General features: G+C 69.7%; 12 protein-coding genes and 1 pseudogene. 4 read left to right on the top strand and 9 right to left on the bottom strand.

The window, feature by feature from the left end; genetic code table 11:
• Positions 1-51: 51 nt before the first annotated feature.
• Entirely contained in the window at positions 52-417 is a 366-nt protein-coding gene (locus tag OG241_RS49575; RefSeq protein ID WP_405825757.1) for an ArsR/SmtB family transcription factor, read from the top strand.
• Between the two features lie 69 nt (positions 418-486).
• Here the strand turns inward: OG241_RS49575 and OG241_RS49570 are convergent, their stop codons facing one another.
• From OG241_RS49570 to OG241_RS49560, 3 genes are all read right to left on the bottom strand, one after another.
• The gene (locus tag OG241_RS49570) at positions 487-2,121 is read right to left on the bottom strand and encodes an alpha/beta hydrolase (protein ID WP_405825755.1); all 1,635 of its coding nucleotides are present in this window, start codon (positions 2,119-2,121) and stop codon (positions 487-489) included.
• Between the two features lie 276 nt (positions 2,122-2,397).
• The gene (gene ppk2 / locus OG241_RS49565) at positions 2,398-3,360 is read right to left on the bottom strand and encodes a polyphosphate kinase 2 (protein ID WP_405825754.1); all 963 of its coding nucleotides are present in this window, start codon (positions 3,358-3,360) and stop codon (positions 2,398-2,400) included.
• A 16-nt stretch (positions 3,361-3,376) separates the two neighbouring features.
• Complete coding sequence (locus OG241_RS49560; RefSeq protein WP_405825752.1) at positions 3,377-3,619, bottom strand: DUF6411 family protein; 243 nt, start codon at positions 3,617-3,619, stop codon at positions 3,377-3,379.
• Positions 3,620-3,779: 160 nt separating this feature from the next.
• Here OG241_RS49560 and OG241_RS49555 point away from each other — a divergent pair, with 160 nt between their 5' ends.
• The 3 genes from OG241_RS49555 (at position 3,780) to OG241_RS49545 (ending at position 6,901) form a co-directional block, all read left to right on the top strand.
• Complete coding sequence (locus tag OG241_RS49555; protein ID WP_405825751.1) at positions 3,780-4,337, top strand: hypothetical protein; 558 nt, start codon at positions 3,780-3,782, stop codon at positions 4,335-4,337.
• 63 nt (positions 4,338-4,400) lie between these two features.
• Positions 4,401-4,874, top strand: coding sequence for a hypothetical protein (locus OG241_RS49550; protein WP_405825749.1), 474 nt, complete (start codon positions 4,401-4,403; stop codon positions 4,872-4,874).
• Between the two features lie 89 nt (positions 4,875-4,963).
• Positions 4,964-6,901, top strand: a complete 1,938-nt coding sequence (locus tag OG241_RS49545) for a glycoside hydrolase family 5 protein (RefSeq protein WP_405825747.1) — start codon at positions 4,964-4,966, stop codon at positions 6,899-6,901.
• A 54-nt stretch (positions 6,902-6,955) separates the two neighbouring features.
• On the opposite strand, the gene OG241_RS49540 is transcribed toward OG241_RS49545, so the two are convergent.
• The 6 genes and pseudogenes from OG241_RS49540 to OG241_RS49515 all read right to left on the bottom strand — a co-directional run bounded on the left by OG241_RS49540 (position 6,956) and on the right by OG241_RS49515 (position 13,571).
• Complete coding sequence (locus OG241_RS49540; protein ID WP_405826861.1) at positions 6,956-8,521, bottom strand: alpha/beta fold hydrolase; 1,566 nt, start codon at positions 8,519-8,521, stop codon at positions 6,956-6,958.
• 66 nt (positions 8,522-8,587) lie between these two features.
• Positions 8,588-8,773 (bottom strand): annotated as a pseudogene (locus tag OG241_RS49535) (winged helix-turn-helix domain-containing protein); the annotation flags it as partial.
• A 322-nt stretch (positions 8,774-9,095) separates the two neighbouring features.
• Positions 9,096-10,508, bottom strand: a complete 1,413-nt coding sequence (locus OG241_RS49530) for an amidase (protein ID WP_405825745.1) — start codon at positions 10,506-10,508, stop codon at positions 9,096-9,098.
• A gap of 4 nt (positions 10,509-10,512) precedes the next feature.
• Positions 10,513-11,412: a HesA/MoeB/ThiF family protein gene (locus tag OG241_RS49525; RefSeq protein ID WP_405825743.1), complete on the bottom strand. Its 900-nt coding sequence runs from the start codon at positions 11,410-11,412 to the stop codon at positions 10,513-10,515.
• Complete coding sequence (locus OG241_RS49520) at positions 11,413-12,360, bottom strand: hypothetical protein (RefSeq protein ID WP_405825741.1); 948 nt, start codon at positions 12,358-12,360, stop codon at positions 11,413-11,415.
• Positions 12,357-13,571 (bottom strand): acyl-CoA dehydrogenase family protein, encoded by a 1,215-nt coding sequence (locus tag OG241_RS49515; RefSeq protein WP_405825739.1) that lies wholly within the window; start codon positions 13,569-13,571, stop codon positions 12,357-12,359. Before OG241_RS49515 ends, OG241_RS49520 begins: the two co-directional genes overlap by 4 nt.
• Positions 13,572-13,577 lie beyond the last annotated feature (6 nt).

Genomic DNA, 13,577 nt, shown 5'->3' with positions numbered 1-13,577 from the left:
CACCGGGTCGGATGCGGCCCGTCGAATGCGGCAGGGAGCGAGCGATTCACCATGCAGGTGCCCCTCTACCAGGCCAAGGCCGAGTTCTTCCGGATGCTCGGCCACCCGGTACGCATCCGGGTCCTGGAACTGCTTCAGAACGGCCCCGTCCCCGTACGTGACCTGCTCAGCGAGATCGAGATCGAGCCGTCCAACCTCTCCCAGCAACTGGCCGTACTGCGCCGCTCGGGGATCGTGGTGTCCATCCGGGAGGGCTCCACCGTCAGTTATGCCCTGGCCGGCGGCGATGTGGCCGAACTTCTGCGCGCGGCCCGTCGGATCCTGACCGAACTGATCACCGGCCAGAGTGAGTTGCTCGCCGAACTCCAGCAGGCGGACCCTCGGCCGGCCCTCACCCCGGGCGGCCGGCACTCCTGACTCCTGGGTGCGCGATGCCCGGGGCGCCGGTCGTGGCGGACCGGCGCCTCGGGGTCGGAACGGGGAACGTCAGCTCACGGAGCCGATGCGCTCGACGCGCTCGTTGACGCCGTTACGGAGTTCGCTGAGCGTCGTGCCGGGAGGAGCCGTCGTCGGTGTGGACGACGGAGGCTGCGTCTCGTCCGCGCAGGTCGTGCCGGCGGCCGGGACCTTGCGGTTCACCAGGTAGTCGATGACCGCATCCGTCGCACAGGCACTGCGGCCGAACGCCGTGTGGCCCTCGGCCCGGAAGGTGAGGAGCGAGGCGTTGTCGAGCTGCCGGGACAGCGCCACCGCGTCCTGGTACGGGGTGTCAGGGTCGCCGGTGGTGCCGAGGACGAGAATCGGCGCCGAACCCTTCGCCCGGTAGGAGCCGTCGTAGCGGCTGACGTGGCCGCCGGTCCACTGGACGCAGGCGGTGGCGTGCTGGTGGTCGTACGTGGGAGGGCCGTACGCCATCGCCGGGCCGAGCAGCGGCGCGGCCTTCGCGAAGGAGGTGACCTTGCGCTTCAGGAGGCCCAGGTCGCTCGGATAGTCCCGGTCGACGCACTCGACCGCCACGTTCGGGCCCAGGAAGTCGAAGCTGGCCGGGGACGGCGGCCTCAGCAGGAAGGACGTGTTGTCCCGCAGCTGGGCCTTGCGCAGTGCCGCGCCGAACTCGGGCCAGATGACCTTGCCCTCGTTGATGTTGAACATCAGCCGGTAGACCAGCGTGTAGCCGCCTGCCTGGCCGCCGTTGGCGGTCGGCACGGGGTTGGCGTCCAGGTCGGCCTTCAGCTTCTCGAACGCCGCGCGCGGGTCGCCGTCGCCGAACCCGCAGGTGGCCTGGTCCGCGGCGCACCAGTCGAGGAAGCGGCCCATCGCGCCGTCCAGCGCCAGGTACTGCGGCCTGTCGTACGCGTACGGACGGTCGCGGTAGTGGACGGGGTCGTACGCGCCGTCGAGCGCCAGGGCCCGCACCCGCTTGGGGAACATGGCCGCGTAGACGGTTCCGATGTACGACCCGAACGACCGCCCGTAGTAAGTGAGTTGCTGCTCCCCGAGTGCCTCCCGCAGCAGGTCGATGTCCCGGGCGACGTATTCGGTGCCGATGTACGGCAGCAGCTCGCCCGTGTTGTCCACACAGGCCTGGTCGAATTCGGCGGCCTGGCGCAGCGCCGGCTCGAAGGCGTCCGGGCCGGGCACGCCCTTCGCCTCGGTGACGGCTCGCGTGTACCTCGCGTCGTCGAAGCAGGTCAGCGGTGAACTGCGGCCGACGCCACGGACGTCGTAGCCGAAGACGTCGAACGAGTCGCGCAGTGCGGCCGGCAGATCCGCGTAGTTGTTGCGTACGAAGTCGACACCGGAGTTGCCGGGCCCGCCGGGCTGCAGGAACAGGGTGCCTTTGCGCTTCGTCTGGTCCGCGGCCTTCTTCCGCACCACCGCGAGGGTGATGGTCTTGCCGTGCGGCTTGCGGTAGTCGAGCGGAACGTCGGCGTTCGCGCACTCGAAGCCGCCCTGGCAGTCGGTCCAGGCGAGCGACGGTACGGGCGGCTTCTCCGGCGTCTTCGAGGATGCGGCGACCTGGGTGGCCGTCCCCGTCACGGCGGTCATGAGGGCTGTCAGCGCGACTCCGACGGCCGTGATCCGTCCGAAGCGTCTTGGTTTGCTGCGTGGAGCGGTCATTTCTTCCTTCCCCCTGGGTCAAGGTGTGGCCAAGCGCTCACTGTGCACAGTGAGTTCGGCTATCTGAACAGAGGGAAATGAAGCGAGAACGGTGCCACGCCGACCGGCATTCTTCGATCGATCTCGTTGCGCAGACGCGGGGACCCGCTCCACGGACGCGCGCACCCGCCCCACCGGACACCTCTCCCGCCGGTCAACGCCGGTCTGCTGTCACCTCGGGACCGCGCGAGGCCGCGCTGATCACCGCCGCCCACGACGAGAACTGCGACGCCTGCGTCAGGTGGAACCGGAACCGGGGTGCCTGCCGGGACCGCTGGTGCGGTGGGACAGAGGCGTGGGCGAGAGGACGGTGTCCTCCTCGCCGGGCTCCAGGAGGGTGTTGGCGGCGCCGACGATGAGGGGGTCGGGGGTGCCGACAGCCTCAGGGTCCTTGCTGGTGTAGTCGACGCGCGCCAGCAGACTGCGCATGGCCTCCAGCCGGGCACGACGTTTGTCGTTGCTCTTCACGACGGTCCAGGGGGCGCGTTCGGTGTCGGTGGCACGGAACATGTCGACCTTGGCCTCGGTGTAGTCGTCCCACCGGTCCAGCGAGGCCAGGTCGGTGGGCGACAGTTTCCACTGGCGCACCGGGTCGACCTGCCGGATGGCGAAACGGGTGCGCTGCTCGGCGCGGGACACGGAGAACCAGAACTTGACCAGCAGGATGCCGCCGTCGACGAGCATCTGCTCGAAGGCCGGGCACTGCTGGAGGAACAGTTCGTACTGGTCCTTCGAGCAGTAGCCCATCACGCGCTCCACACCGGCCCGGTTGTACCAGGAGCGGTCGAAGAAGACGATCTCTCCCGCCGTCGGCAGATGCGGGACGTACCGCTGGAAGTACCACTGGCCCGCCTCCCGATCGGTGGGCTTGTCCAGAGCCACCACTCGCGCGCCCCGGGGATTGAGCCGCTCGGTCAGACGCTGGATCGTGCCGCCCTTGCCCGCCGCGTCACGCCCCTCGCACACGACGACCACGCGTGCACCGGTGTCCTTCACCCACCGCTGGAGTTTGAGCAGCTCGATCTGCAGGACGCGCTTGGTCCGCTCGTACTCCTTACGGCTGACCTTGTGGTCGTAGGGGTGGTTCTCGCGCCAGGTCCTGAGCGGTCGGCCGGTCCCGTCCAGCAGGATCGGTCGCTCCTGTCGGCTGGTGTCCACGGTCAGCCCGTCCAGCAGCCCGTCGGCCTGGTCAGCCCTCATCCCACCACTCCCGAGGTCAGAACGGCATACGGCCACGGGTACGTCGGCCCGCCGCGCCACTACGGCCCACGGCACGGGAACTCGTGTGGAACGGCTTGCTGAAGATCCTGCCCAGGACGCCGGGCGCCTTGCTGCCGGCCCGCGCACCGGCGCCGAGCGAACGCTGCGTGCCGCGTTCGGGGCGGCGCGACAGGCGCGGAACGAAGAAGGCCAGCACGGCCAGCAGCACACACAGTCCGATGACTCCGGCAATGATCACGAGTCGGCTCCCTCTTGTCCCTCTTGCTCGATCGGTCGGGAGAACCCAAGTGCCCCGTCGCGTCACCTCTATGTTTCGTTCCCGTATCTCCGTTTCAATGACAGAACAACGGTAACTCCAATAAATATGGATAAATAAGGCGCGCCTGAGGAGGTTACCGATGTCAACAGGAACACTCCTGGCGATCATCATTCCCATCGTCGTGGTGATCGCTCTGGCGACTGTGGCGGCCTGGCTGCTCATGCGTCGCCAGATGCTGCGCGAGCGCTTCGGCCCGGAGTACGGACGAACGGTGGAGGACGCCGACAGCCGTATGGCCGCGGAGCGCGAGCTCAGGGCACGTGAGAAGCGGCACGACTCGCTGGACATCAAGCCGCTGGACGGCAGGGTCAGGGACCGTTACGCCCAGGACTGGACCGGCGTGCAGGACGAGTTCGTGGACCGTCCGGAGGACGCCGTGCACGACGCGGACCGCCTGGTGACTTCCTTGATGCACGAGCGCGGCTACCCGACCGAGGACTTCGAGCAACAGCTCAAGGACCTGTCCGTCGAGCACGGTCGTACGCTCGAGCACTACCAGGCCGCCCACGACGTCAACGTACTGAGCACTCGCCACGAGGCGACCACCGAACAGTTGCGGGGCGCCATGGTGCACTACCGGACCCTGTTCGACGAGCTGCTCTCCGACGGCGGCGAACCCCGCCACGCCCGGGCCTGAACGGCTCGGTGACCAGCCCGTCGCCCGATCCGGAAGTCCCTGACGTCCGGGAACGGAGAAGACATGCAACGCGAAGACATGCCGGACAACACCAACACGAGCGGCCTGTCCACCGACGACCTCGCCCACCCCCGTGACACGTACACCGGGGACGGGACGGCGGACACGTCCGCCGAGGTACCGACCTTCCCCGGCGAGAGCACGGCCACGCCGAGCGACCGCGCCGACGACGAGCCCGAGACGGCCGACTCCGGCACACAGGACGAGGCACCCCAACTCCTCACCCCGGAGGACGAGCAAGGGTTCCGTGCGCGCTGGCAGGAGGTGCAGAACGAGTTCGTGGACGACCCGCGCGACGCCGTGCACACCGCCGACGCCCTCGTCGCCGAGGTGATGCAGACACTTGCCGCCACGTTCGCCGACCACAAACAGGAACTGGAAGGACAGTGGAACCGGGGCGAACAGGCGGACACCGAGGACCTGCGGCTGGCACTGCGCCACTACCGCTCGTTCTTCAACCGCCTGTTGGTCACCTGACACCTGACACGTCGCGCCAGGACTGGACCAATCCCGCACAGCCCCCCATGATGACGATGCCATGACAACGTCGTCTCGGGAGGCCGACCGTGCCGGGAACCTTCGCCAGGGCCAGGGCCGCGCTGGCCGCCGTACTCCTCCTGGTGGCCCTGGCGCCCACGGCCGAGGCGGCGGCCGGACAGGAAGCCGCCTCCGTGGCCGCCGCCCGGCCCGAAGTCGCCGCACCGGCGGCGGCCTGGACGCCGCCACTCAGCACCCGGGGGCGTTGGATCGTCGACGCGAACGGCGACCGCTTCAAGCTGCGGTCCGGCAACTGGCACGGCGCCAGTGGCACCTGGAACGGCTCGGGGAGCCCGGACAACGACGCCGACCACCATGCCGGGGAGAACTCCGGCAGGATGCCGCTCGGCCTTGACCGGGCCCCCATGGCCGAGATCATCGCCGGCTTCCGGGAGATCGGCATCAACAGCATCCGGCTGCCCTTCTCCAACGAGATGATCCACGACAGCCGTCCCGTCACCGACGACTCCGTGGCCGCCAATCCCGCCCTGCGCGGCAGGACCCCGCTTCAGGTGTACGACGTGGTGGTACGGGAACTCACCGCCGCCGGGCTCGCGGTGATCCTCAACAACCACACCAACACCACCCGCTGGTGCTGCGGAGTCGACGGCAACGAACGCTGGAACGCGAGCCAGTCCACCGAAACCTGGGAGAACGACTGGCTCTTCATGGCCCGCCGCTACCGGGACAACAAGCGCGTCGTCGGCGCCGACCTCTACAACGAGGTGCGCCGCAACGTCCTGGACGACCCCAACTGGGGGTCCGGCGACGACCACGACTGGTTCGCCGCCTCGCAGCGCGTCGGTGACCGCATCCTCACGGAGGCCGACCCCGACCTCCTGATCATCGTCGAGGGCATCAACTGGACCGGCGTCCCCGTCGACGGTCTCCCCCACGAGCGCCCCACCCTGGAACCCGTACGCCGCCTCTCGCACACCCTCGTCGACTCCGGCAAGCTCGTGTACTCCGCCCACTTCTACGACTACACCGGCCCGAACCACAGCGGCGCCACCGGCACCGGCGAGACCAGCGATCCCCGCTACCGCGACCTGAGCCCGGCCGAACTGATCAGGGTTCTGGACCGCCAGGCCTTCTTCGTGACCGCGGAGACGGACCAGCACTTCACCGCGCCCCTGTGGATCAGCGAGTTCGGTGTCGGCGGCCGGGACGAGACCGGGAGCAAGCCGCGAGCGTGGTTCGAGAACTTCGTCGACCAACTGATCCGCACCGACGCCGACTTCGCGTACTGGCCGCTCGTGGGCTGGCACGAGAACCGCAAGGGCAACGGCTGGGCCCTCCTGCACTGGGACAGCGAAGGCCACCGTATGGGCGTCTACGACGGCGACGACTGGCGGGCCGCCGCCTGGACCCGGCTCATCGAGGCCCCGGGTCGCACCGGCCCGGTGGGCCGGGTGACGGACTGGTCGATGCTCAGCCCCGATCACGGAGACTTCGTCCAGTCGCGGCGGATGCGGGCACTGCCCGACTGGGACTCCGGCGCCCGCAAGGCGGCGTGCCCCGACGGACAGCGGCTGCTCGGCCTCAGCCACACCGGCAACCGGGGCCTGTGCTCGGACGTGTCCACCGGCCCCCTGTGGGATCCGGCCGGCGGACACGAGGTGGTCGTCGACGAACGCCATGTCCGGCCGGGCGGCGACTGGGCGTCCGGATACACCAAACTCCAGTGCGCCGACGGCCACTTCCTGACCGGCTACAGCGTCCGAGGCTCCGCCGTCTCCGCAGCCCTGTGCGCGGCCGCTCCGGTCGGGAGGCTCGGCGCCGGCGGCCGTACCGTCTGGTTCGACCGGGGCGACAACCGGGGCCCGGCCGCCAAGGGCGGCGACTTCGCCCAGGGCCACTACAAGGGCCAGTGCGCGGACGACGAGTACGCGGCCGGGATCGCGTACACGGCCCGGCTGGGCTCGGCACGGACCCCGGACGCGCTGTACTGCCGGAAACTGACCTGACCGGCGGCGCCGGCCCCGGCGTGTCATTCGAGCGAGCACCCCGGGTCCGGCACGTCAGGACACCGCCGCGGACCGTTCGACGTGCGTCGTCTCGCGGGGTACCAGACAGCTCTCCAGGAACGCCAGAGCTCGCAGGTGGTACGAACGGGCGGCCCAGCCCAGGCTGATGTTGTGACCGGCGTCCGGCTGGCGGTCGACGGTGACGCGAGGGGCGGCGACGAACTGTGCGGCCAGGTCGGCCAGGGTGTCGCCGTCCTGGCGCCACCACGCCTCGTGCTCGGCGAACGTCAGCCGCACCGGGACCCGGACGCGCGGCGCGACGGAGCGGAACAGACCGGGCCGGGCGGCGAGTTCGGCACGTTCCCGTGCGGGCATGTCCTCGGCCCTGCAGCGTGCGCCACTGAACGTGCCGGGCGGGTAGAGGCTCAGGGGGCCCCAGTTCTTCGCCGACCGGCCCCGGTCGAGCAGGACCGACACCTCGTGCGGGTCGACGGCGTATTCGTGACCGCAGCCGGAGATGTCGAGGCCGAGCAGCCCGGGCGGGGTGTGGTCGGCGGCCGCCGCCAACGCCACGTTGCCGCCGTAGGAATGCGCCAGCAGGAAGAGGCCGCCGCCCGTGGCGAAGCGGGAGGAGAAGTCGTCCAGAGCTGCGCGCAGGGCGGCGGCCTGGCCCAACAGGCCCAGCCCGTAGGGCAGTTGGTCGGCCGAGAGTCGGTAGCCCGGGCGGTCCACGGCGATGACGGTGTAGCCGAGGGACGCCCCCAGCGTCAGCAGGGACAGTTGGGGGCGGGCCCGGCCGTCGAAGTAGTCGGCGTTCGTACCGCTGTCGTGGACGGCGACCACGGCGGCCCGGGCGGGTGCCCCGACGGGTTCGCTGATCAGCGCGGACAGGGGAATGCCCGCGGCGTCCAGTGTGATCCGGCGTACGCCCGTGGAGGGCGACGCCTGGGACGGCGGCAGGATCGTCTTCGTCGCCCTCGGCCTCCAGCGGGCCGGGGAAGAGGAAAGCCGGAGGTGGCTCCCGGACGGGATACGGGCCGGGGCCGGCCCCCCTCCCCCATTGCCCTCGTCGTCCGAGACGGCCCGGCGTATCTCCTCGGAGGTCGCCACGGCCGACAGCACCGGGGCGGAGTTCAGGATGGCGGACTGCAGGTCGCGCAAGTGCGCGGAGGGCTCTATCCCCACCTGCTCCATCACCTGCACGTAGAAGGACCGGTAGCCGGCCAGCGCCTCGGCCACCTGGCCCGACCGGTACAGGGCGACCATCCGCTGGTACTGCAGCGTCTCGTTCAGGGGGTGCAGCCCGGCCAGCGCGTTGAGTTCGGGGATCAGGTGCAGATCGCCGCCCTGTCCGAGACAGGCGTCCAGGCGCAGGATCTGCGCGGAGAGACGCACCTCCTCGAGCTTGACCGCGTAGGCGTCCAGGACCGAACCGCGCCGGACGTCGACGAGAACGTCACCGCGCCACAGCGCGAGCGCCTCGCCGAACAGTTCGGCCGCCTCCGCGTTCCTGCCGTTCCGCATGTACTGGTGCCCGGTCTCGACGGACCGGGTGAATTCCTCGAAGTCCTTTCGCATGGACTGCGGAGCACTGAAGAGATATCCGCGGTCGTAGGTCACGATGAATCCTTCGGCACCATCGCGTTCCCGCACGGGACCGGCGGCCCCCGACCGCGCCTCCCTGAGTGATTTCCGAAGCTGCAGAATATAAGTCTGCAGCGTAGTGGAAAGGCTTTTCGGAGGCTCTCCCGCCCAGACTTCCTCGACGATCTCGGAGACCGACACCACAGTGTTCGCACGCATGGCCAGTAGCGTGAATATCTGCCGGAGTTTCGGCGCGGAGGGAACCACTGATTTCCCACCGACACACATTTCGAGCGCACCGAGAACATTTAATTCCACCAGCATCCCCCATCCTCCCCAGGATCGCCACCTCTCCCCCATGGCGACGGGATTACTATACCGAGCCGCACACCCCGGAAAGGCGAAGGAACACAAGGTATACAGGGGGTACCCGTTGGGTACCCCCTGCCACAGAACCAGCAAGAACCGGACAAAATGAGGATTGACTGCCCCTCGATTTTTACTCCGACTTGACCAGTCAATCCGAATGCGAACACTGCCATTGCAAACAGGGTCGAATACGCGCCAGACAGTGACCGAAAGAAATGGATCTTTTTGGCCCCCGGGTGCGTCAGTACGTCGTCGCGGACTGCTGCAACTGGGCCGCCAGCGACACGAGCAGCGCCTCGTCCGCGTACCGCGCGCCCAGCAGTACGCCGATCGGCAGACGCCCGGCGTTGCGGGTGAGCGGGACGGTGATCGAGGGCATACCGGTGAGGTTGTGGACCGCGGTGTACGGCATGAACGCGGTCATTCTGGCGAACTCGGCGGCCGGATCGGTGTCGTCGCGCAACTCCCCGATCCGCACCGGCGGTTCGGCCAGCGCCGGGGAGAGGATCACGTCGTACGCGGCGAACAGCAGGTCCGTGAGCATCTGCCCCAGGCCCCGGAAGGTCGTGAGCGCCGTGTGGTAGTCCCGCGCGGACACCCCGGCGGCCCTCTGCCTGAGCCAGGCAGTGAAGGGCATCAGCTCCCCCTCGCGCTCCGGCTCCACCTCGTACGACGCCGCCTCCACCGACCAGACCCGGGTGAACGCCTCCAGGACGCCCCCGTCGGGAGGCATCTCCAGCTCCTCCACCTCGTGTCCCAGCGCGGCCAGGGCAGCCGCCGTGCTGTCGAGGGCGTCCTCGCAGTCGGGGTGCAGTACCGCGTCCGGCACCATGGGCTGCCGCAGCACCGCCACGCGCACCGCACGGGGCTCCCGGCGTGCGTGCTCCACCAGGGACAGGCCCCCGGCGTGCGCGGGCGCGGTGTACACGTCGCCGGGCATCGGCCCCGCCATCACGTCGACCAGCGCCGCCGCGTCGGCCACCGTACGGGCCAGCGCACCGTGCACCGACAGCCCCGTGACGTCCGGGCGCCAGGGCCCGTTGCTGATCCGGCCCCGGCTCGGTTTCAGTCCGACCAGGCCGCAGACGGAGGCCGGGATGCGTACGGAGCCACCGGCGTCGGTGCCGTGCGCGAGGGGTGCGAGGCCCGCCGCGACGGCCGCCGCCGCCCCGCCGCTGGATCCGCCGGGCGAGCGCCCCGGACTCAGTGGGTGCCGGGTCGGCGGGCCGAGCCTGTTCTCCGTGTAGCAGGGCAGCCCGAACTCGGCGGTGTTGGTCTTGCCCAGCATGACCGTGCCGGCCTCCCGGAGCCGGGCGGCGACATGGTCGTCGGTGTCGCTGACATGGTCGGCGAAGACCGCCGAACCCCAGGTGCACCGCACCCCGTCGACCTGGACGAGGTCCTTGATCGGTACGGGAACCCCGTGCAGCGCTCCCAGTCGCGTGCCGTCCCGACGCGCCGCCACTGCCTCCCGCTCGGCACGTTCCGCCTGGGAGCGGGCGAGTTCCGCGGTGACCGTGAGGTACGCGCCCAGTTCCTTGTCCGCTTCCTCGATACGACCGAGGTAGTGGTCGGTCAGTTCGACGGGGGACAGCTCGCCCTGGGCGATCGCGGCGGCCTGTTCGAGCGCCGTCAGCTCGTGGAGATCGGACATCGGGTCAGCTCCCCTTGCGGCCGCGGGCCAGTCTCAGCAGCCCCGGAGCCAGGGCGGCGAGCGCCGCCGTCCGGCGCAGCCGGGTCGCCATCCGGCGCCGCGTGGAGCGGATCTGCTGGTGCACATCGATGTACACCTCGGGGCGCACGGTCGCCCCGGAGAGCAGCTTCACCACCATGTGGGAGGTGATGGCGCCGAACACCATGGCGACATAGGTGACCTGCGGGAAGCTGTAGTCGGGCCGCCCCAGGTTCGCCCGCACCTCGACGAGCATCTCCACCGGCACGTACCGCAGCGGCACGGCCCGCAGCAGCAGCTGCCAGGAGGTCAGCCGGTCCAGATCGGCCTCGGCTATCGCTCCGTCGAACGGTTCCTTGATGTACCGGTAGTCGTAGCAGCGCACGTACTGGGCGCCCGCGATGTCCCACCCGGTGACCAGCGGCAGCCGCCGCTCGACGGCGACGCGGTGGAGCAGGTGCTTGGCCCGCCAGCCGTCCATGGTCGTCACGTCCACGCCGTCCACGATGACGTCGCAGTCCTCGACCAGCGCCTTCACCGTCTCCTCGCTGACCCCTTCCGGGAAGACCCTGACGTCGGCGTGCGGGTTGATGGCCGCCACCCGCTCACCGGCGACCGTGGCCTTGTTGCGGTCGACGTCGGTGGCCGCCGCGCTCTGCCGGTTGAGGTTGTTCACCTCGTACGTGCCCGGGTCGGCCAGTACGAAGGAGCGCACCCCGAGCCGGGCGAGCGGCTCGACGGCGGCTCCGCCGATGGACCCGCAGCCGGCGACGAGCACGGTCGCGCCCCGCAGTACTGCCTGCTCCCCGGTGCTGACCACGCCCTTGTTGCGGGTGGTCAGTTCCCCGTAGAAGACCTTCTCCTGTGCCTCGGCTCCACTGCTCATCTACGACGCCTCCTTCATGCGGTACGCGCCCGTCCTGCGGGCGGTCATGGCGGCGACCAGTTCCACGAGCGTCATCGCGTCGGGGCCGCCGCTGAGGTAGTCCTCGATGAGGTCCATGTAGTCGCCGAGGTCGGCGTGGACCGGCGCGACGAAGGGAACGGCGATGACGTCCTGGTCGTAGATGGGAGCCATGAGGTCTGTCTCGGGCAGCCGGGGCGAGGTGCCGCGGTCGATCTGGAGGTCGAAGCCGGTGAGCCGGAAGTGCCGTATCGCCACCTTCTCCTTGGCGTCGCCCAGCATGAGGCGCATCCGGTCCCCGGCTCCCGAGATGACCCTGCCCAGGCCCAGCAGCAGATGCCAGGGCACCCGTTCGGTGCTGGGGCCGGGCGGCAGTTCGAGGTCGCGGACGAACCGCTTGATCTCGAAGGCCTGGTGCGTGCCCACGCCGTCGGCCGCGAACCGGCCCAGCAGGTCGATGTCGTGGGCCGCCTCGGTGGAGAACCGGCCGCGGCCCGGATGGTCGAGCGGCATGGAGACCGGGTCCTGGGAGCAGCCGAGGCTGATGTAGCCGCGGATGCGGCCCGTGCGGGTGCACAGGCTGACGGTGTGGACGTTCTGCACACCCGGCGGGTGGCGGACCGTCTCCCGGAAGACCGCCCGCTCGTACACGAGTTGGGGTGACATCCAGCCGAGCCGCAGATACTGCACGAGCCGGAAACCCATGATGCCGTTGAGGTAGCGCAGCGGGAGCTGGTCGTCCTCGACGGTGAGGGTGATCAGCTCGTCCCTCGGGTCGTACACGGAGTAGAGCGGGTCGCCGAGGACATGGTCGGGCAGGGAGCGGAAGTCGAGGGTGGAGTGGAGCCGGATGATGTCCGAGACGTACCGTTCCCGCTCCCGTGCCGGTAACTCCTGCGTCGAATCGACCCCGTTGTCCCGGCCCGTCATATCGGCTCTCCGGCGGCGTAGAGGCTCTCGGTGATCGCGAGGGCGAGTACCTCGGGCGTGCCCTCGTAGATCCGGGCGCCGTAGGCGTCGCGCAGCCGCTTCTCCATGCCGAAGGACTTCACGTAGCCGCGCGCTCCGGTGAGGGACATGGCCATGTCGGCGACGTCGATGGCGACGCGGTCCGCGAAGAGCTTCGCCGCCGCCGGTTCGTACTGGGGGGCGGGGAGTTCGTTGTCGACCTTGTGGGCGGCCTTGAGGTAGAGCAGCCGCGCCGCGTCGACCTTCGCGGACATCTCGGCGAGCTTGGCCGCGGTGAACTGGTGCTCGCGCAGCGGGAGTCCGCCCTGGACGCGGGTGTCGCACCACTCCAGGGCCTGTTCGAGGGCGCCGCGGGCCACGCCGACGGAGATTCCGGCGACGGAGGCGCGAGCCATGTTGCTCTGCGCGATGTTGATGGCCATGCCGTCGCCCTCCTCGCCGATCATGTTCTCGGCGGGGATGCGGACGTCGTGGAACTCCAGTTCGCTGCCGAGGCAGAGCCGGTAGCCCATCTTGTCGGCCACCGGTCCGCGGACCACGCCGGGGAGGTCGAGCGGCACCATGAAGGAGGTGAGGCCGGTGGCGCCGGGCGCGCCCTCCATGTTGGCGAACACGGAGGCGAACGCGGCGACCTGGGCGTTGGTGATGAACCTCTTCTTGCCGTTCAGGACGTAGTGGTCGCCGTCGCGGCGTGCGGTCATCACGTCGCGGGCGTGGACGGCGTTGGCCGGGATGATCAGGTCGCAGCCGGCCTCCTCCTCGGTGACCGCGTTGCACGCCAGAACCGGGGCGTCGCCCGAGAACATGGGCAGGAACCGGGCCTGGAGCCGCGGGTCGCCGGAGAGTAGCACCGGGGTCTGGCCGAGCATGGCGGCACCGAAGATGAGGGCGGTGCCGGCGCAGACGGACGCCACCTCCTCCAGTGCGACCGAGCAGCCGATCATGCCGAGGCCGAGGCCGCCGTACTCCTTCGGCACGGCGACGCGGGTGAGGCCCAGGGCGTGCCCCTGGGCGACCATGTCCCAGTCGAAGTCGTCGGCGGGCGCCGTGTCGAGGGCCGTCACCCGGGGTGCGACGACCTCGCGGGCGAATTCCCTCACCTGGCGGCGGAGTTTCTCCACCTCGCCGGGGAGGACGTCAAAATTGAGCTCGATTTCGTGGTTGTTCGTCATGTCGGT

Origin of the sequence: Streptomyces sp. NBC_01390 (assembly GCF_045040105.1) — a bacterium.
Classification (GTDB): Bacteria; Actinomycetota; Actinomycetes; order Streptomycetales; family Streptomycetaceae; genus Streptomyces.
The sequence above is the reverse complement of the archived record's forward strand: the minus strand, read 5'-3'. Positions and strand labels throughout refer to the sequence as shown.

Coding starts and splice junctions, on each gene's coding strand:
- ppk2 (WP_405825754.1), bottom strand. CDS start 3,360: ATGAGGGCTGACCAGGCCGACGGGCTGCTGGACGGGCTGACCGTGGAC.
- OG241_RS49550 (WP_405825749.1), top strand. CDS start 4,401: ATGCAACGCGAAGACATGCCGGACAACACCAACACGAGCGGCCTGTCC.
- OG241_RS49520 (WP_405825741.1), bottom strand. CDS start 12,360: ATGACGGGCCGGGACAACGGGGTCGATTCGACGCAGGAGTTACCGGCA.
- OG241_RS49570 (WP_405825755.1), bottom strand. CDS start 2,121: ATGACCGCTCCACGCAGCAAACCAAGACGCTTCGGACGGATCACGGCC.
- OG241_RS49525 (WP_405825743.1), bottom strand. CDS start 11,412: ATGAGCAGTGGAGCCGAGGCACAGGAGAAGGTCTTCTACGGGGAACTG.
- OG241_RS49515 (WP_405825739.1), bottom strand. CDS start 13,571: ATGACGAACAACCACGAAATCGAGCTCAATTTTGACGTCCTCCCCGGC.
- OG241_RS49575 (WP_405825757.1), top strand. CDS start 52: ATGCAGGTGCCCCTCTACCAGGCCAAGGCCGAGTTCTTCCGGATGCTC.
- OG241_RS49555 (WP_405825751.1), top strand. CDS start 3,780: ATGTCAACAGGAACACTCCTGGCGATCATCATTCCCATCGTCGTGGTG.
- OG241_RS49530 (WP_405825745.1), bottom strand. CDS start 10,508: ATGTCCGATCTCCACGAGCTGACGGCGCTCGAACAGGCCGCCGCGATC.